The organism is Luteibacter sp. UNCMF331Sha3.1, from assembly GCF_900109915.1.
Classification (GTDB): domain Bacteria; phylum Pseudomonadota; class Gammaproteobacteria; order Xanthomonadales; family Rhodanobacteraceae; genus Luteibacter.
Window position 1 is genome coordinate 93,853 of sequence record NZ_FOBU01000003.1, and the last position, 25,446, is coordinate 119,298.

General features: G+C 69.5%; 27 protein-coding genes. 16 read left to right on the top strand and 11 right to left on the bottom strand.

Annotation, left to right across the window (positions count from 1 at the left end; genetic code table 11):
* Positions 1–8: 8 nt before the first annotated feature.
* From rnc to recO, 3 genes are read left to right on the top strand one after another with little or no spacing between them, the layout of a single operon-like run.
* Positions 9–662 carry a ribonuclease III gene (gene rnc / locus BMX32_RS16045; protein WP_089980619.1) on the top strand — a complete coding sequence of 218 codons (654 nt, stop codon included), beginning with the start codon at positions 9–11 and terminating at the stop codon, positions 660–662.
* Positions 659–1,591 carry a GTPase Era gene (gene era / locus BMX32_RS16050; protein WP_089980622.1) on the top strand — a complete coding sequence of 311 codons (933 nt, stop codon included), beginning with the start codon at positions 659–661 and terminating at the stop codon, positions 1,589–1,591. The genes rnc and era overlap by 4 nt, the downstream gene beginning before the upstream one ends.
* Before the next feature lie 21 nt (positions 1,592–1,612).
* Positions 1,613–2,305, top strand: a complete 693-nt coding sequence (gene recO / locus BMX32_RS16055; protein WP_089980625.1) for a DNA repair protein RecO — start codon at positions 1,613–1,615, stop codon at positions 2,303–2,305.
* 4 nt (positions 2,306–2,309) lie between these two features.
* Here the strand turns inward: recO and BMX32_RS16060 are convergent, their stop codons facing one another.
* Positions 2,310–3,047, bottom strand: a complete 738-nt coding sequence (locus BMX32_RS16060) for a response regulator (protein WP_244511580.1) — start codon at positions 3,045–3,047, stop codon at positions 2,310–2,312.
* A 45-nt stretch (positions 3,048–3,092) separates the two neighbouring features.
* Between BMX32_RS16060 and BMX32_RS16065 the strand changes: the two genes are divergently transcribed.
* From BMX32_RS16065 to BMX32_RS16120, 13 genes are all read left to right on the top strand, one after another.
* On the top strand, positions 3,093–5,120 hold the full coding sequence (locus BMX32_RS16065; RefSeq protein WP_089980635.1) for a hypothetical protein: 2,028 nt from the start codon (positions 3,093–3,095) through the stop codon (positions 5,118–5,120).
* Positions 5,121–5,140: 20 nt separating this feature from the next.
* Entirely contained in the window at positions 5,141–5,731 is a 591-nt protein-coding gene (locus tag BMX32_RS16070; RefSeq protein WP_343123864.1) for a YdbL family probable chaperone protein, read from the top strand.
* A gap of 89 nt (positions 5,732–5,820) precedes the next feature.
* Positions 5,821–7,122 (top strand): 23S rRNA (uracil(1939)-C(5))-methyltransferase RlmD, encoded by a 1,302-nt coding sequence (gene rlmD / locus BMX32_RS16075; RefSeq protein ID WP_089980637.1) that lies wholly within the window; start codon positions 5,821–5,823, stop codon positions 7,120–7,122.
* Between the two features lie 13 nt (positions 7,123–7,135).
* Positions 7,136–7,660 carry a CYTH domain-containing protein gene (locus BMX32_RS16080; RefSeq protein ID WP_089980639.1) on the top strand — a complete coding sequence of 175 codons (525 nt, stop codon included), beginning with the start codon at positions 7,136–7,138 and terminating at the stop codon, positions 7,658–7,660.
* Complete coding sequence (gene nagZ / locus BMX32_RS16085) at positions 7,654–8,655, top strand: beta-N-acetylhexosaminidase (protein WP_089980641.1); 1,002 nt, start codon at positions 7,654–7,656, stop codon at positions 8,653–8,655. The genes BMX32_RS16080 and nagZ overlap by 7 nt, the downstream gene beginning before the upstream one ends.
* Before the next feature lie 6 nt (positions 8,656–8,661).
* Positions 8,662–9,207, top strand: coding sequence for a hypoxanthine-guanine phosphoribosyltransferase (locus BMX32_RS16090; RefSeq protein ID WP_089980643.1), 546 nt, complete (start codon positions 8,662–8,664; stop codon positions 9,205–9,207).
* Between the two features lie 4 nt (positions 9,208–9,211).
* Complete coding sequence (locus tag BMX32_RS16095; protein WP_089980645.1) at positions 9,212–9,958, top strand: S-methyl-5'-thioinosine phosphorylase; 747 nt, start codon at positions 9,212–9,214, stop codon at positions 9,956–9,958.
* A 138-nt stretch (positions 9,959–10,096) separates the two neighbouring features.
* Positions 10,097–10,303 (top strand): cold-shock protein, encoded by a 207-nt coding sequence (locus BMX32_RS16100; RefSeq protein ID WP_089980647.1) that lies wholly within the window; start codon positions 10,097–10,099, stop codon positions 10,301–10,303.
* A 191-nt stretch (positions 10,304–10,494) separates the two neighbouring features.
* Positions 10,495–10,911, top strand: coding sequence for a type IV pilus modification PilV family protein (locus BMX32_RS16105; RefSeq protein WP_089980649.1), 417 nt, complete (start codon positions 10,495–10,497; stop codon positions 10,909–10,911).
* Positions 10,911–11,438 (top strand): hypothetical protein, encoded by a 528-nt coding sequence (locus BMX32_RS16110; protein WP_089980652.1) that lies wholly within the window; start codon positions 10,911–10,913, stop codon positions 11,436–11,438. The genes BMX32_RS16105 and BMX32_RS16110 overlap by 1 nt, the downstream gene beginning before the upstream one ends.
* On the top strand, positions 11,428–11,805 hold the full coding sequence (locus BMX32_RS18965) for a hypothetical protein (protein WP_244511581.1): 378 nt from the start codon (positions 11,428–11,430) through the stop codon (positions 11,803–11,805). Before BMX32_RS16110 ends, BMX32_RS18965 begins: the two co-directional genes overlap by 11 nt.
* Positions 11,699–12,676, top strand: coding sequence for a N(4)-(beta-N-acetylglucosaminyl)-L-asparaginase (locus tag BMX32_RS16115; protein WP_244511582.1), 978 nt, complete (start codon positions 11,699–11,701; stop codon positions 12,674–12,676). The genes BMX32_RS18965 and BMX32_RS16115 overlap by 107 nt, the downstream gene beginning before the upstream one ends.
* 2 nt (positions 12,677–12,678) lie before the next feature.
* Entirely contained in the window at positions 12,679–13,398 is a 720-nt protein-coding gene (locus BMX32_RS16120; protein ID WP_089980656.1) for a copper homeostasis protein CutC, read from the top strand.
* Between the two features lie 16 nt (positions 13,399–13,414).
* Here the strand turns inward: BMX32_RS16120 and BMX32_RS16125 are convergent, their stop codons facing one another.
* Genes BMX32_RS16125 through BMX32_RS16170 form a run of 10 tightly spaced genes read right to left on the bottom strand, consistent with a single transcriptional unit; the run spans position 13,415 to position 25,437 of the window.
* The gene (locus BMX32_RS16125) at positions 13,415–14,272 is read right to left on the bottom strand and encodes an energy transducer TonB (RefSeq protein WP_089980660.1); all 858 of its coding nucleotides are present in this window, start codon (positions 14,270–14,272) and stop codon (positions 13,415–13,417) included.
* 40 nt (positions 14,273–14,312) lie between these two features.
* On the bottom strand, positions 14,313–14,957 hold the full coding sequence (gene pdeM / locus BMX32_RS16130) for a ligase-associated DNA damage response endonuclease PdeM (RefSeq protein WP_170843707.1): 645 nt from the start codon (positions 14,955–14,957) through the stop codon (positions 14,313–14,315).
* Entirely contained in the window at positions 14,954–17,395 is a 2,442-nt protein-coding gene (locus tag BMX32_RS16135; protein WP_089980666.1) for a ligase-associated DNA damage response DEXH box helicase, read from the bottom strand. The genes pdeM and BMX32_RS16135 overlap by 4 nt, the downstream gene beginning before the upstream one ends.
* On the bottom strand, positions 17,352–18,947 hold the full coding sequence (locus BMX32_RS16140; protein ID WP_089980668.1) for an ATP-dependent DNA ligase: 1,596 nt from the start codon (positions 18,945–18,947) through the stop codon (positions 17,352–17,354). The genes BMX32_RS16135 and BMX32_RS16140 overlap by 44 nt, the downstream gene beginning before the upstream one ends.
* Positions 18,947–19,969, bottom strand: coding sequence for a ligase-associated DNA damage response exonuclease (locus BMX32_RS16145; RefSeq protein ID WP_089980671.1), 1,023 nt, complete (start codon positions 19,967–19,969; stop codon positions 18,947–18,949). Before BMX32_RS16145 ends, BMX32_RS16140 begins: the two co-directional genes overlap by 1 nt.
* 55 nt (positions 19,970–20,024) lie before the next feature.
* Positions 20,025–21,788 carry an ABC transporter transmembrane domain-containing protein gene (locus tag BMX32_RS16150; protein ID WP_089980673.1) on the bottom strand — a complete coding sequence of 588 codons (1,764 nt, stop codon included), beginning with the start codon at positions 21,786–21,788 and terminating at the stop codon, positions 20,025–20,027.
* A 55-nt stretch (positions 21,789–21,843) separates the two neighbouring features.
* Positions 21,844–22,443, bottom strand: coding sequence for an IMPACT family protein (locus BMX32_RS16155; RefSeq protein ID WP_089980676.1), 600 nt, complete (start codon positions 22,441–22,443; stop codon positions 21,844–21,846).
* Positions 22,440–23,114, bottom strand: coding sequence for a hypothetical protein (locus tag BMX32_RS18740; RefSeq protein ID WP_089980678.1), 675 nt, complete (start codon positions 23,112–23,114; stop codon positions 22,440–22,442). The genes BMX32_RS16155 and BMX32_RS18740 overlap by 4 nt, the downstream gene beginning before the upstream one ends.
* Complete coding sequence (locus BMX32_RS16165) at positions 23,111–23,671, bottom strand: RNA polymerase sigma factor (protein WP_089980924.1); 561 nt, start codon at positions 23,669–23,671, stop codon at positions 23,111–23,113. Before BMX32_RS16165 ends, BMX32_RS18740 begins: the two co-directional genes overlap by 4 nt.
* An 11-nt stretch (positions 23,672–23,682) precedes the next feature.
* Entirely contained in the window at positions 23,683–25,437 is a 1,755-nt protein-coding gene (locus BMX32_RS16170) for a vWA domain-containing protein (RefSeq protein WP_089980680.1), read from the bottom strand.
* Between the last annotated feature and the right edge of the window lie 9 nt (positions 25,438–25,446).

Genomic DNA, 25,446 nt, shown 5'->3' on the forward strand with positions numbered 1-25,446 from the left:
GAGTTACCGTGCAGTTTCCCCACTCATTCCGTAACCCGGACCTTGCCCACCTCGCGCTGACCCACCGCAGCGCCGGCAAGCCGAACAACGAACGCCTCGAATTCCTTGGCGACGCCCTGCTGGGCGTCCTCGTCGCGGAGTTGCTGTTCGAGGCGCATCCGAACGCCAGCGAAGGCGAGCTGTCCCGCCTGCGGGCGCAACTGGTCAACGGGCAGGCGCTGGCGGTCATCGCGCGCGAGCTCGAGCTGGGCGACAAGCTGAGGCTGGGTCCGGGCGAGCTGAAGAGCGGCGGGTTCCGCCGCGAGTCGATCCTCGCGGACGCCTTCGAAGCCTTGATCGCCGCGGTCTACCTCGACGACGGCTACGACGCCTGCCGCCAGGTCGTGCGCAGGCTGTTCACGCCCCGCGTGGCAGAAATCAAACGCTCCAGCAAGGACGCCAAGACGCGCCTGCAGGAGTGGTTGCAGGGCAGGGGGCTGGCCCTGCCCGTATACGAACTCATCGACAGCTACGGCGAAGACCATGCCAAAATCTTCGACGTGAGCTGCGCCATCGAGGAGCCGGAACCCATACGCGTCGATGGACGCGGTGGAAGCCGCCGCTCGGCCGAGCAGGACGCCGCGGAAGCGGTACTTCGCCGCCTGCTGGAAGACAAGAAATGAATGACATCGATACCCCAGAAAACGACACCCTCGTCGACGACGACTTCCGCTGCGGCTACGTGGCCCTGACCGGCCGTCCCAACGTCGGAAAGTCCACGCTGCTCAACGCCCTCATCGGTGTGCGGCTCAGCATCGTCAGCCATCGTCCGCAGACGACGCGCCACCGCATCCTGGGCATTTCCAGCAAGCCGGAAGGCCAGATCCTCTACGTCGACACGCCCGGCCTGCATCGCGGCGGCAAGCGCGCGATGAACCGCAGCCTCAACCGCGCCGCCCGCGCGGCGATCACCGAGGTGGACCTCGCGGTCCAGGTGATCGAGGCCGGCCGCTGGACCGAGGAAGACATGGCCATGTACACGGCCCTGGCCGAGCAGAAGGACATGCCGAAGCTGCTGGCGATCAACAAGGTCGACCTGCAGAAGGACAAGGCCGCCATGCTGCCGTTCGTCGCCGATCTGATGCAGAAGCATCCGTTCGACGACGTGTACTACGTCAGCGCGCTGAAGTCGAAGGGCCTCGCCGGCCTCGAGAAGGGCATCCTCAAGCGTCTGCCGGAACAGCCGGCCATCTACGGCGACGACGAGATCACCGATCGTAGCGAGCGTTTCCTCGCGGCCGAAATGGTGCGCGAACAGCTGATGCTGCGCCTCGACCAGGAGCTCCCGTACGCCACCACCGTCGAGATCGAGCGCTTCGAGGATCGCCCCGACGGCATCGCCGAAGTGCACGCGGTGATCTGGGTCGAGCGCGACGGGCAGAAGGCGATCGTCATCGGCAACGGCGGCGTGCAGCTCAAGGCGATCGGAACGTCGGCGCGCAAGCAGATGGAAAACCTCTTCGAACGCAAGGTCTTCCTCAAGCTTTGGGTCAAGGTGCGCGAGGGCTGGGCCGACGACGAGAACCTGCTCAAGCGCTTCGGCTACGAATAAGCGCACCCGGCGCCGGTCACCATGCGCGTCGAACAGCAGCCCGGCTTCGTCCTGCATGCGCGGCCCTATCGGGAAACCTCGCTGCTCGTGGAATGCCTCACGCGCGACCATGGCCGGATCGGCGTGGTCGCCCGTGGCGTGCGCAACGAACGCGCACGCCTGCAGCGGGCGCAGCTCGAACCGTTCCAGCGTCTCGAGCTCGACCTTCTGCTGAAGGGCGAGCTGGCGACGCTGCGTGGCGCCGAGCCGTCCGGCGCCGTAATGCGGCTGACCGGCGACGCCGGCCTCGCCGGTCTCTACCTCAACGAACTGGTCGTGCGCCTGACGGGCCGACAGGACCCGAATCCCGACCTGTTCGCGCATTACGAGCGCACGTTGCGGCGCATGGCGGGAGGCGAGCCGCTCGCGTGGACGTTGCGGCGTTTCGAACGCGACATGCTGGACGCGCTCGGTTACGCGTTGCAGCTCGACATCGACGCGAACTCCGGGGAACCGCTCGACCCCTCGATACGGTATGTCTACGATCCCGAATCGGGTGCCTCGCCGGGCCGTCCGGGCGATCCCCACGGCCTGCGCGGTGCCGATCTGCTCGCGCTCGCGGAGGACCGGTCGCCCGACGTCGCCGGCCTCTCCTCGTTGCGCCGGATGATGCGGCAGGTCATCGCGTTCCATCTGGGTGGCGGCGAACTGCGCGCCTGGCGCGTCCTGCGCTGAGCCCTCAGACGCCTGCGTCCAGCGCCGCGAGCGTGCTCAGCAGTTCGCCACGAAAACGGGCCAGCGCTTCCGGCGCGACCGTACGCACGCTCTCGACATGGGTCTGCAAGGCCCTCGCCTGCATGCCGAGGCGGGCGGCGCCGCAGAATCCGCAACCGGAACGGAGCCGATGCATCCTCTCGATGGTCTCGTCGGGGTCACTCGCCAGCGTATCCAGGTCGGCCAGCAGTTCGGCGAGTTCGGCACGAAGGAGACTGCGCAGCGCGCGCATGGTCGCGGTGTCGCCGGTGGCGGCGAGGGCCGCGTCGTCGTCCAGCACGTGGAGGCGCGGATCGACGCCGAGCATCGCCGCCAGCGTGTCGACCAGAGCCGCGATCCGGCAGGGTTTCTCCACGATGCCGGCGAAACCGGCGTCGATCAGCGACGCGCGAAGCCCCGTCGGCATCTCGGCGCTCGTCGCCAGCGCGGTCGCCGCCCGCGATGCGGCGGTATCGTCGTCGCGTAACGTCGTCAGCACGTCCACCGCGCCGCCGCGCGGCATGCGGCAATCGAGCAGTAACGCATCGAAGCGGATGGCCCGGGCGGACGCGAGCGCCTCGGCGCCGTCCTGCGCGACCGTGACGAGATAACCCTGGGTACCCAATGCGCCGGCGAGGAACTGCCGGGTCGACGCATCGTCGTCGGCCACGAGGATATGCGGGCGCGCGATGGCGCCGGACGGCGCTGTAACGTCGTGTGACATGTAACGTTCCGTGTCGTTCATCTGAGTTTGGCAGAATGGCGGAGCATGGTTCAGGTATCAACCCGCACGTTCACCCTCCTGTTCGCCGCCTGGGCCGCTCTGGTCTGGGCCGGCGTCGCGTCGGCCGGATTGTCCGTGGACGCCGACACGATGCAGCTGCCCGGGCTCGAACTGCGCGGCATGCAGGCCGGCATCGATCCGGCGCCGGGCGGCAAGGGCGTCGCCGTGAAGCTCTCCGCCGACCGCGCCGACATCCCCGCGCTGGGATGGCGCAAGGTGGGGCTGGCACTCGCGGGCGATCTCGATCGCGACGAACTCGGTCGTTACGTGTTCGCGGGCACCGTTCGCCTGCGCGGCGCACCCGGCGGCGCGATGGGCAACGCGAACGTGCGCATGGTCGCCGACGACGCCGCGAATACGCTCGAGGTCTCGATCACCCAGGACAAGTCGCTCGCGCAGGTGGCGCTGCCGATCGACCAGCCCACGCACGCGCAGATCACGCTCAAGGGACTGCCCGCCGGGTGGCTGCAGGGTCTGCTCTCGACGGTCTGGTCCGGCAGGACGACCACGGGGCGCATCGATGCCGACCTGGCGCTCGACGTGCTCGATGGCGGCGTGCAGGCCGCAGGACAGTTCTCCCTTGACGGGGTCGGCTTCGACGCGCCCGGTGGGCGCATGGCCGGACACGCGGTGTCGGGCTCGGGCCGGCTGGGCCTCGACAGCCGGACCGACGGAACGTCCATCGATCTCGACGCCTCGTTGCGTGGCGGCGACATGGTGCTGGGTCCGCTCGCGGTCGATCTGCCCTCGCACGCGGTGCAGCTGACGCTGGCCGCGCGCGCGCAGAAAGGGGACGTCGCGATCCGTCGCCTCCGCGTCACGGACCCCGACGCCCTGCAGCTGGAAGGCGAGCTGGCGTTCGCGGCGAACGGCGACCTGTCGAGCCTCAGGCTGGATCGCTTCAACGTGCGCCTGCCGGCGGCGTACGGTCGCTATGGCAAGGGACTGGGTCGACTCGCCGGCGTCGACACGCTCGCCGCCAGCGGCGAGGTGACGGGACAGCTCACCATGGACCGGGGCTCCCTGACGGCATTCAACGTCCAGACCAACGGGCTCGATCTCGCGTTCTCCGATGGTCGTCTGGGTATCGACGGCCTGCGCGGCTCGCTCGACTGGAGCGCGACCGGCGACCGGCCGGCGACGCGTCTCGGCTGGCGCGCGCTGCGCGTCTACACCATTCCCAACGGCGCCGCGGAAGGCACGTGGCGCAGCAGCGGCGGCGCGCTCCGGCTCGAAAAAGCGCTCGCCATCCCCGTGCTGGACGGTCAGCTACGCGTGCTCGGCCTGTCGCTGCGGCCCGCGGCGGGTACCGGCGAGCGCCTGCAGACGTCCCTCGCGCTGACGCAGATCGACATGGCCGCCTTCTGTCGCGCGATGGGCTGGCCCGCTTTCCAGGGCAAGCTAGGCGGCGCCGTGCCCTCGCTGCGCTACGTGGACGACCGCGTGGAGCTAGGTGGTGGGTTGTCCATCAACGCGTTCGACGGCTTCGTGGACGTGACGGGCATGACGCTCTCGCACCCGTTCGGTGATGCGCCGGTCCTCACGGGCGACATCGCCCTGCGCCAGCTCGATCTCGCCTTGCTGACCTCGGTGTTCGATTTCGGCAGCATCACCGGGCGACTCCACGGCGGCATCGACGACCTGAAGCTGGTGGGCTGGAAGCCCGCCGCGTTCCGCGCGAACCTCGTCGCCGACGAGGGAGGACGGATCAGCCAGAAGGCGGTGAACAACCTGACCTCGGTCGGTGGCGGGGGTATCGCCGGCGGCCTGCAGGGGGCCGTCATGAAGCTCTTCAAGACGTTCGGCTACAAGCGCATCGGCCTCTCGTGCACGCTCAAGGGCGACGTCTGCAGCATGGGCGGACTGGGGCCGGCGAAGGATGGCTACACTATCGTCGAAGGTAGCGGCCTGCCGCGTCTGACCGTGGTCGGTCACCAGCGCGAAGTCGACTGGCCGACGCTGGTGCGACGCCTCGAAGCCGCGACGCAGGGCGACGGGCCCGTCGTCCGCTGACACTCGAAACGGAGCAAGGAATGATGCGTAAACCATTGATCGTCTTCGGCCTGTTCGTGCTTGTTGCACTCGTCGGCTGCGTCACCATCAACGTCTATTTTCCCGAGGCCGCCGCGCAGAAGGCCGCCGATCAGTTCATCGGTACCGTGCTCGAAGACAGTGGCGCCGCGAAGCCAGCGTCGAAGGACGACAAGGTCCCGCCGCCGGCAGGCAAGCAGCCGTCCGCCTCGCTGCTCGATCTGGTCATCCCCGCGGCCCACGCGGCGGAGGCCCCCGATCTGCAGATCCGGACGCCCGAGACCGACGCGATCCGGCAGCGCATGACGTCGCGTTTCGGCGGCCAGCTGAAGACTCTGTTCAACGCCGGCGCCGTGGGCTTCACCGCCGATGGGCTGGTGGCCGTCCGGGACGCCGCCGCAGCACCGGGCGCGGATGGTGTGGTGTCCGAGGAAAACGCGGATCGCAACGCGCTCTACCAGGCCATCGCGAAGGCGAACGGCCACCCGGACTGGGAGCCCCAGATCCGCAAGACGTTCGCCGATGGCTGGATCCAGAAGGCGCCGCCGGGCTGGTATTATCGCGATGCCTCCGGCGCCTGGAAGCGCAAGTAGCATCCCGCCAGGAACGCATGCCGCCGGCGCGGCGCGTCCTCCCAGCCAGCCCGGGCCCTTGGCGGTCCGGGTTTTACGTTTTTGAGCGCATGACCGAATTCGAAGCCACCATCACCGACCTCAGCCACGATGGCCGGGGCGTCGCCCGTATCGACAACAAGGCCACGTTCGTTTCCGGCGCGCTGCCGGGCGAGCGCGTACTGCTGAAGTACCGCAAGCGGCACCGTAACTACGACGACGCGGAGATCGTCAGCGTCATCGAGGCCTCGCCCGACCGCGTCGAGCCGCGCTGCCGTCATTTCGGCCAGTGCAGCGGCTGCTCGCTGCAGCACATGGCACCCGCCGCGCAGATCGCGGCGAAGCAGCACGTGCTGGCCGAGAACTTCGAGCGCCTGGGCAAGGTGTCGCCGGAGAACTGGCTGCCGCCGCTGGTCGACCAGCCGTGGGCGTATCGTCGCAAAGGGCGGTTCTCGGTGCGCTACGTCGCGAAGAAGGAGCGTGTGCTGGTCGGCTTCCGCGAGGAATCCAATCCGCGCTTCGTCGCCGACATCGATACCTGCGAGGTGATCCATCCGGCCCTCGGGCCGAAGGTGGGCCTGCTCGCGACGCTCGTCGGCGGCATGGACGCGGCGCGCGACATCCCGCAGATCGAGTTCGCCGCGGGCGACGACACCGTGGCGCTGGTGTTCCGGCACCTGGCGCCGCTGTCGGAGCGCGATCGCGACGCGCTGGTCGCGTTCGGCAAGGCACATGGCTTCGCGATGTACCTGCAACCGGGCAACCACAGCAGCGTGCATCCCATCTGGCCGGAGTCGCCGCGTCTCGCGTTCGGCGTGCCGGCGGAGAATGTCGAGCTCGAGTTCCTGCCGCTCGATTTCGTGCAGGTCAACGCGGGCATGAACCAGCGGATGCTCGCCCGCACACTCGGGCTGCTCGATCCGAAACCGACCGACCGCGTGCTCGACCTGTTCTGCGGTCTTGGTAATTTCACGCTGCCGATCGCACGCCACGTCGCCGAGGTGGTGGGCGTTGAAGGCGAGCACGGCCTCGTCGAGCGCGCCGCGGCCAACGCGGCGCGCAACGGGCTGGGCAACGCGTCGTTCCGCGTCGCCAACCTGTTCGACGACCAGCGCAACGAGCCGTGGGCCACCCAGGCCTGGGACAAGATCCTGCTCGATCCGCCGCGCGCGGGTGCCGACAAGGTGCTGGAGTATCTTCCGCGCAAGGGCACCGACCGCATCGTCTACGTATCGTGCCACCCGGGCTCGCTCGCTCGCGACGCGGGCATCCTCGTCGAGAAGCATGGGTTCCGCCTCGTATCCGCGGGCGTGATGGACATGTTTCCGCACACCGCGCACGTCGAATCCATCGCGCTGTTCGAGCGCCGCTGACGGAGAGGCATCCATGGGCGTCGAAATCGAACGCAAGTTCCTCCTCGCCGGCGACGGCTGGCGCGCGCTCGTGGCACGCAGCGAGCCGATGGCCCAGGGGTACCTCGTCGGAGCCGCGGCCATCGCGGCCGGGCATGCGAAGTCCTCGGTGCGCGTGCGTATCTCGGGCGACCGGGCGTGGCTCAACATCAAGTCGGCCACGCTCGGCATCGAGCGCCACGAATTCGAGTACGCGATCCCCACCGACGACGCGCGCCACCTGCTGCACGAACTCGCCGACGGTCGCGTCGAGAAGGTTCGCCACCATGTCATGCTCGATGGCGCACACTTCGAGATCGACGAATTCGCCGGCGACAACGCCGGGCTGATCGTGGCGGAGATCGAGCTGCCGTCGGTCGGCGCGCCGTTCCCGCGACCGGAGTGGCTGGGCATCGAGGTCAGCGACCGCATCCGGTACTACAACGTCAACCTGATCGAGCGGCCCTATGCGCGCTGGTCGATCGCCGAACGCGAAGGCAGAGAGGCGCCCGCATGCTGATCATCGGACTCGCCGGTACGGAGCTGGCACCGCACGAACACGGCCAGCTTCTGGCACCGGGCGTCGTGGGCGCCATCCTCTTCGCGCGCAACTTCGCTTCGCGGGAACAGGTGACCGCGCTCATCGCGTCGATCCGCGACGTCGCGGGGGACGATTTCCTCGTGTGCGTCGACCAGGAAGGCGGACGCGTCCAGCGTTTCCGCGACGGCTTCACGGCGTTGCCGCCCCTCGCCGCCATCGGTGCTTACTACGACAGGGATCCGGTGGAAGCCGTGAACCGCGCCGAGGAGCACGCGTGGATCATGGCCAGCGAAATGCGCGCCATCGGTGTCGATTTCAGCTTCGCGCCCGTGGCCGACGTGGGCCACGGCAACCGCGCCATCGGCAACCGTGCGTTCCACGCCGATCCGGAGATCGCCGCGGAACTCGTCCAGGCCTACGTTCGCGGCATGCACCTCGGCGGCATGGCCGCCGTGCTCAAACACTTCCCCGGTCACGGGTTCGTCCGCGAGGACACCCACGAGGCGGCCGCGGTCGACTCGCGCAGCAAGGCCGAGATCTTCGACGGCGACCTCAAGCCCTTCATCGCGGGCATCGAGGCGCACGCCGAAGCCGTCATGGCCGCGCACGTCACGTACACCGCCATCGACGACCAGCCGGCCGGCTACTCGCACGTGTGGATCGAGGAGATCCTTCGCGGCGAACTCGGGTTCCGGGGCTGCGTCTTCGGTGACGACATCAGCATGGCCGCCGCGGGCAGCGCCGGCGGCATCGCGGCACGCGCCGCGGCCAACCTCGACGCAGGCTGCGATCTCGTGCTCGCCTGTTTTCCCGACGTGGTTCCAGAGGCGATCGCCGCGGTCAAGGGCCGCCGTCCGTCGCCGGTCGAACGCATCGCACCACTGCGCGGCGCGATCGGCTCGACCTGGGAAGGCCTCGTCGACAATCCCCAGCGCGAGCGATTCATCGCGCGCGTGACCGCACTGGAGTCCTGATCCTTCATGACCGCCGCTTCGCTCGACACCGCATTGCAGAACGCCGACCTCCTGTTCACCCGCGAACAGATCGACGCCGGGATCGCCCGCATGGGCCGCGACATCGACGCGGCGCTCGCCGGCGAACGTCCCGTGTTCCTCACCGTCATGCACGGTGCGCTGATCTTCGCGGGCCAGCTCGCGCTGCAGATCCGCACGGATCTTGAATTCGATTACGTGCACGCCACGCGTTATCGCGGCCAGACCAGCGGCAGCGACCTGCACTGGCTGCGCCGTCCCGAAGTGCCGCTGCACGACCGCACCGTGGTGCTGGTGGACGACATCCTCGACGAGGGTCACACGTTGAAGGCCGTGCGCGACGCCTGCCTCGACATGGGCGCGCGACGGGTGCTGCTCGCCGTGATGTGCACCAAGCTGCACGGTCGCCGCGCGCACGGCATCGAAGCCGATTTCAGCGGCGTCGACCTGCCGGACCGCTACGTCTTCGGCTACGGCATGGACTACCACGAGCAGGCCCGTAACCTGCCGGCCATCTACGCGCTCAAGGACTGATCTCATGAGCATCGACCTCGCCGTCATCGGCGGCAGCGGCCTCTACGCGTTCGAGGGCCTCGAGAACACCGAGCGTCGTACCGTCGACACGCCCTTCGGTCCGGCGTCGGGCGACATCGTCGCCGGCACCTTCCGCGGTAAGCGCCTGGCTTTCCTGGCGCGCCATGGCGAGAGCCACACGGTGCCGCCGCACCGGGTGAACTACCGGGCCAACCTCTGGGCACTTCACTCGCTGGGCGCGCGCCGCGTCGTGGCGGTCAACGCCGTGGGCGGTATCCGCGACGACATGGGTCCGCGCGCGCTGGTCGTGCCCGACCAGATCATCGACTACACCCACGGTCGCTACACGAGTTTCAACGACGTGGAAGGGGCCGAGGTCCGGCACATCGATTTCAGTGAGCCGTACACCGCGAGCCTGCGCCACGCCATCGTGGCCGCGGCCCGTGCGGAAGGCCTGCCGGTGATCGACGGCGGCGTCCACGGAGTGACCCAGGGTCCCCGCCTGGAGACACGTGCCGAAATCGCGCGCATGACGCGCGACGGATGCGATCTGGTCGGCATGACCGGCATGCCCGAGGCGGCGCTGGCCCGCGAGCTGGATCTGGAGTTCGCATGCCTCGCGCTCGTGGCGAACTTCGCCGCCGGCGCGGGCGACGACGAGGAAATCAGCATCGAAGAGATCTTCGCCCACCTCGCCGCGGCCACGGCGAACGTTCCGCCGATCCTCGGACGCCTCCTGTCGATGGGGTGACCCGGGAAAGAGTCGCAGTTGCGCTTTGGGCTCAAACATGTCGATACTTCCGTCGCGCCGCGGGGGCAGGCCAAGGGGATCCATGGGGAACGCCTCGCCATCCGGTGCGCTTCCAGTCCATGTCCAGAGGTTTCCGCAATGCGTTTCGGTACGGTCAAGTGGTTCAACGATGCCAAGGGTTTCGGTTTCATCGCGCCCGAGGACGGTGGGGAGGACGTGTTCGTCCACTTTTCTGCGATCAATTCGAAGGGGTTCCGTAGTCTTCAGGAAGGCCAGCGCGTGCAGTTCGAAGTGACCCAGGGCCCGAAGGGTGCCCAGGCGTCGGGCGTCGAAGTCGCCGCGTAATCGCCGCCGTCGAGGCGTCGGTAAAAGCCCCGCGCGCAAGCGCGGGGCTTTTTTTGTCGCCGAAGAGACGTCGACGATCACGGCCGGTCCCAAGGAACGGGTGACCGCCTGGCTGTGCGGCGGGTCATTCCTACACCGCGTCGCGCGTCGGTCCGGTGGCTGGCGCGTCCCGGGATGCGCACAGTTTCCGGATGCGCCGGACCCGCGGTTCTTCCCTCGTCGAATGCCTTGTCGCCATCGCGGTCTTCGCCGTGGGCTCGGCGGCGAACGCGACCTGGATGATGCAGTCCATGGCGACGCACGCGCGTGCGTCGCGGCTGGTGGCGGCGGTGTCGATCGCGGGGTCGCTGGAAGCGCGACTCCGGCTAAATCGCGACGCCGCGCTCGCCGGTCGGTACGGCGACGCGGCACGGGCGCGCTCCGTCGATTGCGCCGCCGGGTGCGACGCCGCCGCCATCGCGGCACTCGACCTGCACGCGTTCCAGCAGGCGCTCGCGACGTACATCGGTCCGGCGGCATCGGGTGCCGTGCGTTGCGGTGAACGGGCCTGCGCGATCAGGATCGCCTGGCGAGGACAGGCGATCGTCGACCGGCGATTTCGTCCGTGATGCGTCGGGCACACATCGGGGCCACGCTGATCGAATGCCTCGTCGGCCTCGGCGTCGCGGCCATCGTCGCGACCGTCGCGATGGTGTCGCTGTCGATGGCGGGCATCGCGTCGATGCGGCACGCGACGCGAATGCGGTCGGGCGACGCGGCGTGGCTCGCGCTCGCCGCCATCGCACGCGACCTGGCCGACGCGAGTCGCTGGGAAGGCTGCGATGGAACCATCGCCTGCACCGCGGCGACGTCGCATCGCGGTCCAGCCGCTCTCGTCGTCACCATCGGCGGCACGCAGGTGTCGTGGTTCTCGGAAGGCGGTTCCCTCGTTCGCTGCGACGCTACCTGCGAAACCTACCTTACCGGTGTCGCGCGCGCGTCGTTCCTCGCGGATGTCCCGCGGCGCGACGGCAACGTGCGACGCACGTGGCTCGCGGCGGCGCACGACAATCGGGCGCTGGCGATCGAGGTGCGGTTGACCATGACGAACGGTCGCTCGTTCGCGCGCGTCGTCGGGCGGCCCCGTGCGCGCTGAGCGCGGCGCGATCCTCGTGGTGGTGCTGGCGGTGCTGGCGATGCTGTCGATCCTCGGCGCGGCGATGTCGGTCGCGGCCCGTGCGCGGATGCTGGCGGCGAAGAGTTATCTGTGCGTTTCGATCGCGGGACGCGACGCGACGGGTGGCGAGCCGGCGGATGGGCATGCGACCATCGACGGTGGCGCGACAGGCGCGTCGTCGACTCAGGGTTTCCATGGATCGCAGACGGTTTCTCCAGGGGGCGACGATCGCTTCCGGCATGGCATTGACGACGCAGGGTTTCGCGAAGGCCGTTCCGGCTGCACCCGCCGCGGGCGGCATGGTGCCGCGCGTCGTGTCGACCTGGGACTTCGGCGTCGCCGCTAACCAGGCGGCGTGGAAAGTGCTCTCCGCCGGCGGCCGCTCGCTCGACGCGGTGGAGCAGGGCGTCCGGGTGCCCGAGGCGGACCTGCGCAACCACAGTGTCGGCAAGGGTGGCTATCCCGATCGCGACGGCAAGGTGACGCTCGACGCGAGCATCATGGACGAACATGGCAATTGCGGCGCCGTCGCGGCGATGGAGCACATCGCGCACCCGATCTCCGTGGCGCGCCGCGTCATGGAGCGCACGCCCCATGTACTGCTCGTGGGCGATGGCGCCCTGCAGTTCGCGCTCGAACAGGGCTTTCCGCGCGAGGAACTGCTGACGCCGGATGCAGACAAGGCGTGGCACGAGTGGCTGAAGACGGCGAAATACAAGCCGGTGGCCAATAGCGAGGTGAAAACCTACAACGCCGGTCCCGGCGGCACGCCCGGCGACGCGACCAACCACGACACGATCGGCATGCTGGCCATCGACGCGAAGGGCAACCTCTCCGGCGCCTGCACCACGAGCGGCATGGCGTGGAAGCTGCACGGGCGCGTGGGCGACAGTCCGATCATCGGCGCGGGGCTTTACGTCGACAACGAGGTGGGCGGCGCGACGTCGACCGGCGTGGGCGAGGAAGTGATCCGGAACGTGGGCAGCTTCCTCGTGGTCGAACTGATGCGTCAGGGCCGCTCGCCGGAGGACGCCTGCCGCGAAGCCGTCGAACGCATCATTCGTCGCAAGCCCGATGCCAGGGATCTACAGGTGGGATTCCTCGCGATGGACACGAAGGGCAACGTCGGCGCGTGGGCGATCCAGAAGGGGTTCTCGTACGCGGTCTGCGACGCGGCGAAGCAGGACACGCTGATTCCCGGCAAGAGCAGCTACTGACCATGGCGCTGCTCGAGGTCGCGGCCAATTCGGTGGCGTCCGCCTTCGCCGCGCAGGAAGGCGGGGCAGGGCGCGTGGAGCTCTGCGCGAGCCTCGACGAAGGCGGCGTCACGCCGTCGCACGGCACGATCGTGCTGGCGCGCGAAGGCCTGGATATTCCGCTCTACGTGCTGATCCGCCCGCGATCGGGCGACTTCGTCTACGAGAATGCCGAGATCGAGGCGATGCTGGACGACATCGCGCACTGCCGCGCACTCGGCTGCGACGGTGTCGTGGTCGGCGCGCTGACGCCGGAGGGCGACGTCGATGCCGACGCCTGCGCGGCCTTCGTCCGCGCCGCCGGCGACATGGGCGTCACGTTCCACCGCGCCTTCGATCTGGTGCCGGATCGCGGCGACGCGCTCGAAACCGTGATCGACCTCGGCTTCGAGCGCGTGCTCACGTCGGGCGGCATGGCGAGCGCGGTGGCGGGGGCTCCGGCGCTCGCGAAACTCGTGGCGCAGGCCGGCGGCCGCATCGTGGTGATGCCCGGCGCGGGCATCGATCCAGATAACGTGCGGGCCCTGCGCGAGGCGACGCGCGCCCGCGAGTTCCACGCCTCGGCGAAGCGCCGGCTACCGTCGGCCATGCGTCGCGTCCCGCGCGACACGCTCGGCATGGGCGCCGGCGAAACCCGCACCGACGTGGACACGGTGCGGGCGATCGTCGCCGCGCTGGCGTGACGGCGCGCCCGGAGACTCAGGTCCGGTCGATCGGCGTCGTGAGCGTCAGACCGCTGTTGACCAGGAACAGCTGACCGTCGGGGACGGCATCGGTGCCGCCACCCTGTTGCCGTCCCTCGTCCGCCCAAGGCACGTGTTCCTTCGGGCCCGGCACGTAGGCATGCCACTCGCCGTAGGTCTCGTACTGCGCACCGTTACGGTTGAGCGCGTAAACGACCGGTACGCGGACCACGTAGTACGGATCGTTCGCGTGGGGTCCCTTCGTCGGCGGATGGAACGTCCAGGTCTTCGCCGCCTGCACCGACGGTTTCGCCAGCACGTTGCGCCATACGCGGAGTTCGCTGTCGGAACCGACCACGCCCATGTTCACCTGTTCGGCGATGGCATCGACCACCTTGCCGTCGTGATCGATACGGAGCATCAGGTAGACCGTGCCTTCGACCCGGGCGGCCGCCGCGTTGGACGGATACGACGGTGGATGGCGATCCGCGTATGTGATCTCTTCGCCACCCTTGCCGTCGTCGCCGAAGCTCCCGCCGGCAATGTGCGCCGTGAAGTCCGCCTTCGACGGATCGTCGCGCCGGGCGACCACGCGCAGACTCATGCGTGCCTTCGCGCTGACCGGCTGCCCATCGCGGACGACAGGCTCGAAGCGCCAGCCGGAGGCGGCCCGCCGCACGAGTTCGACGATTTCGGGCGGCACCTTGTCCTGCCTGTCGAGCTCGTAACCACTGACGCTACCGTCCGGCGCGACGGTAACGGAGCCGGTCAACAGCATGCTCGCTTCCACGCGGCGTCGCACCGCACCGGGTCCTTCCGCCAGCGACGCCGTCGCCGCGACCAGGGCCATCACTCCAACGATCAGACGCTTCATGCATGTGCTCCATGTCGGGAGACTGGATTATGCGCGCGTATCAACGCAGGGGCACCAGACCGGCCGGCGTGGCGACCACGATCCGGCGGCCCGGCTCGGGCTTCACGTCGTGCAAGCCGGTAAGCGTGCCGAAGGCGGGAAGCGTGCCGACGTCGCGATCGAAGACGAACGCGGGAAGGCGGTGCTTTCGCCAGCCGTCACGGACCGTCGCGCCGGGATGGACGTGGCCCGCCAGCGTGTAGCCGGCGTCGTGGCGTTCCGGGTGGTGGGCCAGCACGAACGGCGCGACACGCAGGCGCTGCGGTCGCACCGCGATGCCGAGCGACGCGACGTCGAAGTGCCGATCGTGATTGCCGGCGATGAGCTGGATATCGATCGCCGGATGTCGTGCGCGCCACGCGCGAACGCGCGCGACCCAGGCGCTGCGCTCCGTCGCGTCGCCGTGCACGAGGTCGCCGAGCACCATGAGCGTATCGGGAGAGAACGTGGCGATGAGGCCGTCGAGCCGCTCGATGTCGTCCTCCGTGTCGCCGCTGGGTACCGCGATGCCGGCCCGGCGGAACACGGCGCCCTTGCCGAAGTGGACATCGGCGACCATGAGCATGCGTCGCGCGGGCCAGAACAGGGCCCGCTGCGCGTGCAGGGTCACGCGTTCGCCGGCGATCGCCATGTCGTGCGTCATCATTCGTCCGCCCCCGCTTCGAGCGAGGCGAGCATGCGCTCCACGCGGCTCTTCCAGTCGTCCATGGCGATGCCGCCGCGCAGGCGTTCGACCCATAGCGGGAACGCGAGGGGACTCAGGCGCTTCGTCTCGTGCCAGAGCACGCGGGAGCGCGCGACGCGAAGCAGGCAGGCGCGCAGGCGCGAATAGTCGAGCTGCTGGTCGAGGACTTCGCGTTCGGCCTGCCACAGCAAGGGGTGGTCCGGATCGTGTCGCCGCAGCACGTCGAAGAGCAGACCGCTGGAGGCCTGCAACTGCCGAAGCGTCTTGCCCTGCGCGGGATATCCGTTGAAGACGAGGCCGGCGACGCGCGCGATCTCGCGGAACTGTCGCCGGGCGAGTTCCGACAGGTTCACGCTGGCACGGATGTCCGCGCGCAGTCCCCAGGGATGCAACAGTCGTCGCATCGTCTCCGCGTCGAGCACGGGCATGCGGGCGGCCGTGATGGTAAGGCCGTAATCGTTCACCGCGTAGCCGTAGTCGCCGGGTTGCAGTCGTGCGAGACGGTAGGCGAGCACCGCCGCCAGACCCTCGTGCGCGAGCCGTCCGGCAAAGGGGAACACGAAGAGGTAATCCCCTTCGCGCGTTCGCGTGCGCTCGCAGAGCGTGTCGCCCGGCTCGGGGATCGACGAGTGATTTTCCTGCACGGCGAGCAGTGGACGCAACGCGCGCATCTCCGCCGAGCCCGTGCCGCCACCCGCGAGCGTATCGCGCAATTCGTCCGACAGTTCGCCGGACAGGGGCATGCGGCCTCCCATCCAGCGCGGGACCCCGCCGCGCCGGTTCGGTGCCGCGCGCACGTAGGCCGTCATGTCGCGAACGCGCACGAGTTCGAGGTGCCTGCCGGCGAAGAGGAAGCGGTCACCGGGTCTCAGTCGCGACACGAAGCTCTCTTCGACGGTGCCGAGGCGGGCGCCCTTCATGTAGCGCACGGCCAGCGTGCCGTCGGACGTGATGGTGCCGATCGACAGCCGGTGCATGCGCGCGATGCGTCCGCTATCGACATGGTAACGATCCCCGGTCCGCACCAGCTTCTGGTACTCCGGGTAACTGGCGAGCGCCGATCCGCCCGTCTGCAGATAGAAGAGCACCGCGTCGAATCGCTCGCGCGGCAGCTGGGCATAAGCGAGCGACGAGGTGATCTCGCGGTACGCGTCGTCGGCGTCGAACCCGCCGCCGAGCGCCATCGTGAGCAGGTGCTGCGCCAGGACGTCGAGGCAGCCGCGCATCGGGCGCCTGGGCTCGAGATGACCGGTCTCCAGCGCATGGCGCGCCGCCGCGATCTCCGCGAGTTCGAGCAGGTGCGTCGGCACGCAGAGAATACGCGACGGCATGCCCGGCTGATGACCGCTACGGCCCGCCCGCTGCAGCAGTCGCGCGACGCTCTTCGGGCTGCCGATCTGCACGACGCGCTCGACGCTGGAAAAATCGACGCCCAGGTCGAGGCTCGACGTCGCGACGACGCAGCGCAGCGCGCCGACGCGCAGACCTTCTTCGGTGGCGAAGCGGAGTTTGGGATCGATGGAGCCGTGGTGCAGGGCGAGCGTCGGTGGCGACTCGGGCCAGACGGACGACAGCGCCTCGTGCCATAACTCCGCCTGCGAGCGGGTGTTGGCGAAGACCAGACTGCTGCGCGCGCCGAGTACCGCGTCGAGCACGCGCGGCAGCTGTGAAAGACCGAGGTGCCCGGCCCAGGGAAAGCGTTCGCCCGCCTCCGGCAGCGCGGTTTCGATCAGCGTCTTCTTCGCGGCGCCGCCGCCGATCAGCACGCCGTCGCCGGCCAGCGCGTGCAGGGCTTCGTCGAGGTTGCCCAGCGTCGCGGAAAGTCCCCACGTGCGCAGCTCGGGCAGCCAGTGACGCAAGCGCGCGAGCCCGAGCTGGAGCAGCGTGCCGCGCTTGTTGCCGATGAGCTCGTGCCATTCGTCCACGACGATCCCGCGCAAGCGCGCGAAGCGCTCGCGGCCATCCGGGTAGCTGAGCAGCAGGGCAAGGCTCTCCGGTGTCGTGACCAGCAACTCGCACGCGCCGCGACGAAGTTTCGCGCGCTCGGCGCTGCCACTGTCGCCCGTCCGGCGCAGCACGCGCCACGGTAGCTCCATCGCGTCGACGGCGGCGGAGAGATGTTGCGCCGTGTCCGTGGCGAGCGAACGAAGCGGCGTGATCCAGAGCAGCTGGAGACCCGTCTGCGGGCGCAGCGCGGCATCGATGAGCGGACCGCCGACGGCGGCCAGCGTCTTGCCGGTGCCGGTGGGTGCGTGGATCAGACCGTTCTGGCCGTCGCGCCACGCGCGCCACGCGGCACGCTGGAACGGCGCCGGGCGGCGTCCCTGCGTCGCGAACCACGCCACGAGGCGTGCTTCAGCCCGTCGCCAGGCGGCGGAGGTCGTCGAGCTTGTCGGCATCGCGGATCGCGAGGTCGGTTCGCCAGCGCAGGATGCGCGGAAAGCGCACGGCGACGCCGGCCTTGTGTCGTCCCGAGGCCTGGATGGCTTCGAAGGCGAGTTCGAAAACGTGCGTGGCTTCGACCGACCTCACGGGGCCGAACCGGTCGATCGTATGCGCCCGGATCCAGCGGTCGAGGCGTCCGATCTCGGCATCGTCGAGGCCGGAGTACGCCTTCGCGACGGGTACGAGCGCGTCGCCGTCCCACACGCCGAACGTGTAGTCGGTGAACAGGCCCGAGCGCCGGCCATGACCGGGCTGCGCGTACAGAAGCACCGCGTCGATCGTGTACGGATCGACCTTCCACTTCCACCAGTCGCCGCGCTTGCGTCCCACCCGGTACGGCGAGTCGAGTCGCTTCAGCATCAGGCCTTCGGTGCGCCGTTCACGCGATTCGGTACGCACCGTCGTGAGCGCGGACCACTCGCTGGCATCGACGGCGGGCGACAGCATGAGCGTCGGGCCGCGGCCTTCGATCAGCGCGGCGAGGGACGCGCGTCGCTCGGACAACGGCCGCTCGCGCAGGTCGATGCCATCGAGTTCGAGCAGGTCGTAGGCCATCAGCCGCACGGGGGTGTCGGCGAGCAGCTTCGCTCCGGGCTTCAGCTTGCCGATGCGTTTCTGCAGCGCCGCGAAGGGCAACGGGTGCGCCTCGTCGGGCGTCCAGGCGAGAATTTCGCCATCGAGAACGCAACCGGGGGCGAGGTCGGCGCCGGCGAGCTCGATCTCGGGAAAGCGGCCGTCGAGCCGTTCCTCGCCACGCGACCAGATGAGCACATGGTCTTCGCGACGCATGACCTGCGCGCGTATGCCGTCCCACTTCCACTCGGCGAGCCAGTCGGCCGTCGGGCCGAGCGCCGTGACGTCCTGCTCGAGCGGCGAGGCGAGGAAGAACGGATAGGGCCGCTCCCCTGCATGCTCGTCCGGACGTTCGGGGCCCGCCAGCGCGGCGAACGCCTCGGCGCCGGGCTTCCAGGTGCCGCTGAGTCGATGCGCGATGAGGTCGGTCGGCAACTGCGCCCACTGCGCGAGCGCCTGCACCACGAGCCGGTGCGAGACGCCGACGCGCAGGGATCCGGTCAGCAGCTTGTTGACGAGGAAGACCTGCTCGCGCGGCAGGCCGCGCCACCATTCGCGCAGCACCTCGATCCGTTCGGCGGATTCCATCCGGCCAAGTGATGGGAGGCGGGCCTCCATCCACACGTGCAGCGCGGTGTCCTCGCGGCTTTCGTCGTCGCGCGGAAGCATCAGGGCGATGGTTTCCGCCAGATCGCCGACGTGCTGGTAACAGTCGTCGATGAGCCAGTCGGCATACCGGGTTTCGGCCGCCAGCGCGCTGCGCAGCTCGGTCGACGTCGCGGTGCGTTTCAGCTTGCCGCCGCCGAGTACATAAACGGCCCACGCCGCGTCCTGCGCCGGGGCGTCCGCGAAGTACGCGGCCATGGCGTCGCGTTTCGCCGACGTGGACGACGTGCGGTCGAGCGCTTCGAACAGCGTCGCGAAGCGGCGCATCAGTCGCCTTCCTCGCTGCTGCGAAGGTCGGGCATCGATCCGCCGAGGGAGCGCAACGGGAAGGCGTCGTGTCCGGTGTCGCGCAGGTGACGGATCAGCGCTTCGCCGTCGCCGTGCGTCACGTAGATGCGCTTCGCGCCGCAGTCTTCCACGCTGCGCAGCAGGCCCGGCCAGTCGGCGTGGTCCGAAACGACGAAACCGCGATCGTAGCCACGCCGGCGGCGCGCGCCACGCACCTGCATCCATCCCGAGGCGAAGCCGGTCGACGCCTTGCCGAAGCGCCGCATCCAGGTGGACCCCGCCGCCGAGGGTGGCGCCATGATCAGTTCGCCGGCGAAATCCTTTCCTCGCGCGGACTCGCTGACCGGCGCCGTCGGCAGCATGCGCACGCCCGCCTCGCGATAGGCTTCGACGAGCCGGAGCATCGCGCCGTGCAGGTGCACGGTGCGGTCGGTGCGTGTGGCGAGTTCGGCGAGCACGCGCTGGGCCTTGCCCAGGGCGTAACAGAACAACACCGCCGCCACACCGCGCTCGCGACATTCGTCGAGCCAGCCGAGCATGTCGTCGACGACCTCGCTCATGGGCGGCCAGCGATAGATCGGCAGTCCGAACGTCGACTCGGTAACGAAGACGTCGCAGGGCACGGGCTCGAACGGCTCGCAGGTCGGATCCGGGTCGCGCTTGTAGTCACCCGACACCACGGCGACCTTGCCACGTCCTTCGATGCGGACCTGCGCCGCACCGAGGATGTGGCCGGACGGGTGCAGCGAGATCACGGTGTCGCCGAGCGGAAAGCGTTCCGACCATGCGTGCTCGCGGATGTCCGAGCCGGCGCCGAGACGCTCGCGCATCAACGCGCCGCCCGCGCTGGCCACGTGATAGAGCGCGGAGCCCGAGCGCGCGTGGTCGCCGTGCGCATGCGTGACGACCGCGCGCGCCACCGGTTGCATCGGATCGATGAAGAAGTCGCCCGCCGGACAGTACAGGCCTTCGGGACGGGGTAGCAGCAGGTCGCTGTCCATGGCCTCGAAGGTAGGGGGCGGTTCGTCAACGGCGCGAAAACGCCGCGCGCATTCGTCAGGCGACGAACTGGAGGCGGGCCAGTTCCGCGTAGAGGCCGCCCTCGGCCAGCAGGCTCTCGTGCGTGCCTTGCGCGACGATGCGGCCGTGCTCCATCACCACGATGCGGTCGGCACGCTGGACGGTGGCGAGCCGATGCGCGATCACGAGGGTGGTGCGGCCCTTTTCGAGGCGCTCGAGCGCGTGCTGGATGGCGGCCTCGGACTGGGCGTCGAGGGCGGAGGTCGCTTCGTCCAGCAGGAGCAGCGGCGCGTCGCGCAGGATCGCCCTCGCGATGGCGATGCGCTGCTTCTGTCCGCCGGAGAGGCGGACGCCACGCTCGCCCAGGGCGGCCTCGTAGCCGTCGGGCAGCGCACCGATGAAGCCGTCGGCTTCCGCGAGGCGCGCGGCGTCGCGCACCTCGTCGTCGCTCGCGCCGGCACGTCCGAAACGGATGTTGTCGGCGGCGGAGCCACCGAAGATCACGGTTTCCTGCGGCACGAGCGCGATCGCGCCGCGGAGTTCGGGCAGGGCGAGGGCGCGCAGGTCGACGCCGTCGAAGCGGATCGCGCCCGCGAGCGGGTCGTGGAAACGGAGCAGCAGGCTGAACACCGTGCTCTTGCCGGCGCCCGACGGGCCCACAAGTGCGACGGTCTCGCCCGGCGCGATGTCGAGGTCGAAATCCGTCAGGGCCGCGACGTCCGGGCGCGACGGGTAACGGAACTCGACGTGGTCGAAGCGGAGTGCCCCCGTGACCGGACGCGGAAGCGGTTCCGGTGCGTCGGGCGTGCGGATGTCGGCTTTCTCGGCGAACAGCTCGCCGATGCGCTCCATGGCGCCCGCGGCACGCAGGACGTCGCCCCAGACTTCCGACAGGCCGGCGACCGAACCGGCGGCGAAGATGGCGTAGAGCACGAACTGGCTGAGCACGCCTGGGGCGAGGTCGCCCGCGATGACGTCGCGCGCGCCGGCCCAGAGCACCAGCGTGATCGCGCCGAAGATCAACACGATCACCGCGGCGGTGAGCAGCGAACGCATGCCGATGCGCCGGCGCGCGGTCGCCAGCGCGAGCGCGATGGCGCTGGCGTAGCGGCGGCTCTCGATCGGTTCGCGTGCATAGGCCTTCACCGCCTGTGCCGCGTTGAGCGTCTCGTTGGCGACGGCGGCGGCATCGGCGATGCGGTCCTGGCTGTGGCGCGAGAGCGCCTGCACGCGGCGGCCGAAGATCAGGATGGGTAGCATCACCGCGGGAATGACCAGGGCGGTCAGGCCCGCGAGGCGTGGGCTCGTCCAGGCCATGGCCGCGGCGGCGCCGATCAGCATCACGGCGCTGCGCAGCGCGACGGAGATACCCGACCCGACGAGCGTCTGTACCACTTCGGTATCGGTGCCGAGGCGCGAGGTGAGCTCGCCGACCCGCGTGCTCTCGTAGAAACCGACGTCCAGCTCGATCACGTGCCGGTACAACGACGTGCGCAGCGACGCGAGGGAGCGCTCGCCGAGCAGCGCGATGCAGTAGTAACGCGCGGCGGTGGCCAGCGCGAGCACCACGGCCACGCCGAACAACCCCAGGAACGTGCCGTTGATCGTCGCGATGTCGGACGCCAGGAACCCGTGATCGATGATGTGACGCACGGCGACCGGCAGCAGCAGCGAGGCGCCGGACGAGATGGCGAGGAAGACGAGCCAGCCGATGGCGAGGCCCTTGTGCGGTTTGAGGAACGGCCAGAGGTTCCGCAATGCCCCGATCTTGCGTGATGTCTCCCTGCGCTCTTCGGTCATGCGGGTCGTGCCTTCATACGGATTGCTGCACGGATGGGGCCGGGCAGGCCATTATTCAACGATCGAGCCGCCGCGGCTGCACGCGCCCTCGCGTCAGGTCCACGACCCGCGAGGCGATGGCATCGAGCCGGTCGACGGGCGCACGCACGACGAGCCCGACGCCATCGGACCCGAACGTTTCCTCTTCGATCGCCGCCTCCATCTCGCGCAGCCGCGCGGACACCAGCGCCAGCTCGCCGAAATCGCATCGCAGGGCGAGCCGTCCCATGGCGACGAGAGGGACGCGCGGGGCGAGCCGCAGGCACTCGGCGGCGGATCCGCCATAGGCGCGCGCGAGACCGCCGGCACCCAGCTTGATGCCGCCGTACCAGCGCGTGACCACCACGGCCACGCGATCGCAGCCCTGGCCGTCGATGGCCTGCAGGATGGGGCGTCCCGCGGTGCCGCCGGGTTCGCCGTCGTCGTTGAAGCGGTAGGCGTCGCCGACGCGGTAGGCCCAGCAGTTGTGCGTCGCCGCCGGATCGCCGACCGTGGCGAACCACGCGAGCGCGTCGGCGGGCGACGCCACCGGTGCGGCCTGCGCGAGGAAGCGGCTCTTCCTGATGTCTTCCTCGTGGCGCCAGGGTTCCGCGAGCGTGTCGAGCGTCGCGCTCAAGGCGTCAGGTCGCGCAGGTCTCGCGGCAGGTCGTAGCGCGGATAGCGCTCGCGCAGTTCGCGCAGGCGACGCAGGGCGAGTTCGCGCTGGCCGCTGCCGAGCAGGCGGCGGATCTCGCCGACGCGATCGTCCGGCGCGAGCTCCGGCATCGGAGCAAAGGCGGACGCCGCTGCGCCGGCCTGAGGCGACGGCGAGCTCTTCATTCGCATCACGGTGGATGGCGACGCGTTCCTCGCGGCCATTCTGCCTTCGGCGCGCATGGACGGTTTCGCCGTCTCCGCCGCGATCGCCGCTGGCGGCGCGGGGGGTGGTGGCGGTGCCGGTGCCGGTGTCGCCACCGGTGCGGCGTCCGGCGCCGGGGACGCCGGCGCAGCGTCGCGCTCGCGCAGCGCGTCGGCAGGCGCGACCCCGTGACTGGCGGCGGGTACCGGCGACCGCGCGTCGCGCAGCTGCCACGTCACGGCCAGGGCGAGCACGATCGCGGCGGCCGATCCGAAGGCGACGGGCCAGCGCGAGCGACGCCGAGCGTGCACACGTGGCGCGGCCATCGCACGGACGCGGGCGTCGAGCGCGGCGTCCGGCTCGTCCTTGGGCAGACGACCGTAGATCGCGGCGAGCTCGCGCTCGTCGGGCAGATCGTCGTCGCTGGGAGGAGGCGTGTTGGGATTCATGGGCTTGCCGTCAACTGGTCGCGGACGCGGGACATCGCGTAGCGCAGGCGCGATTTCGCGGTTTCCCTGCCCACGCCGGTCACGATCGCGATCTCGTCCACCGAAAGGTCGTTCTCCATGCGCAGCACGAAGGTCGCGCGTTGTTCATCGGGAAGGTTCTCGATCGCGCGTTGCATGCGCCGCCGCATTTCGAACTCCGAGAGCGCCTGCTCCGGCTGGTCGCGCTCCGGTGCCGCCTGCGCGGCGAACACGGCTTCGGTTTCCTCGGCCCCCGCCTGCGGACGCTGGCGGCGGAAGTGATCCACCGCCAGGTTATGCGCGATCTGCAGCAGCCATGTCGTGAATTTCGCGTCCGGCCGATAACGGTCTCGCGCCACCACGACGCGACTCCAGGTCTCCTGGAAGAGTTCGTCGGCGGTGGCGCGGTCGCTCACGCTGCGTAGCAGGAACCGATAGAGCGTGCCTTTGTGACGTGCGTAGAGCTCGTCGAAGGCGGTCGCGCTCCCGCCCGCCCACGCGAGCATCAATCCACCGTCGTCGGTCGCGCGTGCTTCCATGGCGGGCAAGGTTACGGCATCGCTCCCGCCATTTCGACCAGCCGCACCATGCCCGCGCGGTAGCCGCCATCGTCCGCGCCCCGCGCACCTCGGGCCAGCTCCGCGACCTTGTCGTAGCCGAACCCTTCGGCGTATTTCCCGCCCCGGAGGTTTTCGGCGAACGCGGCGACGGCGGCGGCGAAGCGGAGACGCTCGCTGGGGTTTGCCGCGACATCGGTCGTCATCGGTTGCTCGATCAGCCGGCTCGCGCCGCCTTCGGGCGACTTGTAACGCACCCGCAGGAAGCCGAGTTCGCCATCGGCACCTGAGGCGCTCGCGACGAGTCGGTGGGGAGGGCCGTAACGCAGGGGGTCGACCCGCGCGCCTTTCGTATTCTTCAGGGTGATCTCGTAGAGCGCGGTGACGTTGGCGCCGGCACCGATGTCGCCCGCGTCGACGGCATCGTTGTTGAAGTCTTCTCGTGCGAGCACGCGTTTCTCGTAGCCGATGAGGCGATATTCGGCGACGACGGCCGGGTTGAACTCCACCTGCACCTTCACGTCCTTCGCGATCGTCATCAGCGTCGCGGACATTTCGTCGACGAGCACGCGACGCCCTTCGTCCAGGCTGTCGATGTAGTGATGGCTGCCATTGCCCGCATCGGCCAGGGTCACGGCCATCTCGTCGTTGTAGTTGCCTTCGCCGAAACCCAGCGTGGTGAGGGCTACGCCGCCCCGGCGCTTCTGCACGATGCGATCCTTGAGCGCCTCGACGCCCGTCGTGCCGACGTTGAAATCGCCATCGGTCGCGAGGATCACGCGATTCACGCCGTGCGGAATGAACCCCTTCGCCGCCTGCGCGTACGCGAGATCGATACCCGCGGCGCCATTGGTCGAGCCTCCGGCACCGAGTCCGTCGATCGCGGCGAGGATCGTCGCCTGCCGGTCGCCAGGGGTGGAGCGCAGCGCGACGCACGTCGCGCCCGCGTACGTCACCAGGGAAATGCGGTCCTGGGCCCGCAGTTTCGGCACGATCTGTTTCAGCGACGCTTTCAGCAGCGGCAGCTTGTCGGGCGAGTTCATCGAGCCCGACACGTCGACGAGGAACACCAGGTTGGCCGCGGGAATCCGGGCCGCCGGCACGTCGTAGCCCTGCACGCCGACGAGCAGGAGCTGGCGGTCGGGGTTCCACGGTGCCGGTGCGAGTTCGGTGGTGATCGAGAACGGCCGGTCGGTCGACGTGGGCTTCGCGTAGCCGTAGTCGAAGTAATTGATGAATTCCTCGGTGCGCACCGCGTCGGCGGGGGGCAGTCGTCCCTCGGAAATCATATGGCGCACGTTGGTGTACGAGCCGGTATCCACGTCGAGTCCGAAGGTCGAGACGGGATCGCTGGCGGCCAGGTGCACGCCGTTCGGCTCGCGGTGCGCATAGTTGTCGCGGTCGGCTGCCGCGTATGGCATGGGCGGCGCGAAGCCCAGGACGGATGCCGCCATCGGCATCGGCGCCGACTTCGCCGCCACGGCGGCTTGCGCACTGGCCTGCACCTCGATCGTCGCGGGCGGCGCGGCAGGCGGAGGCGGCGCGGCCACCGCGACCGGCGCGCCGGCCATGCGCGACATCATCGGTCGCCCCTGCCATCCGCCGCCCGCGACGCAGTCGCCCGACGCATCGGGTTCGTCGGGCGTGACGGCATGCTGGGAGGCCGACGCCGGGTCCGGCGCGGCGGCACCGGCCAGGGCGACCAGGCCGGCGAAAAGAAGGGGGAGGGTGACGCGTTTCGGGTTCATCGTGCATGA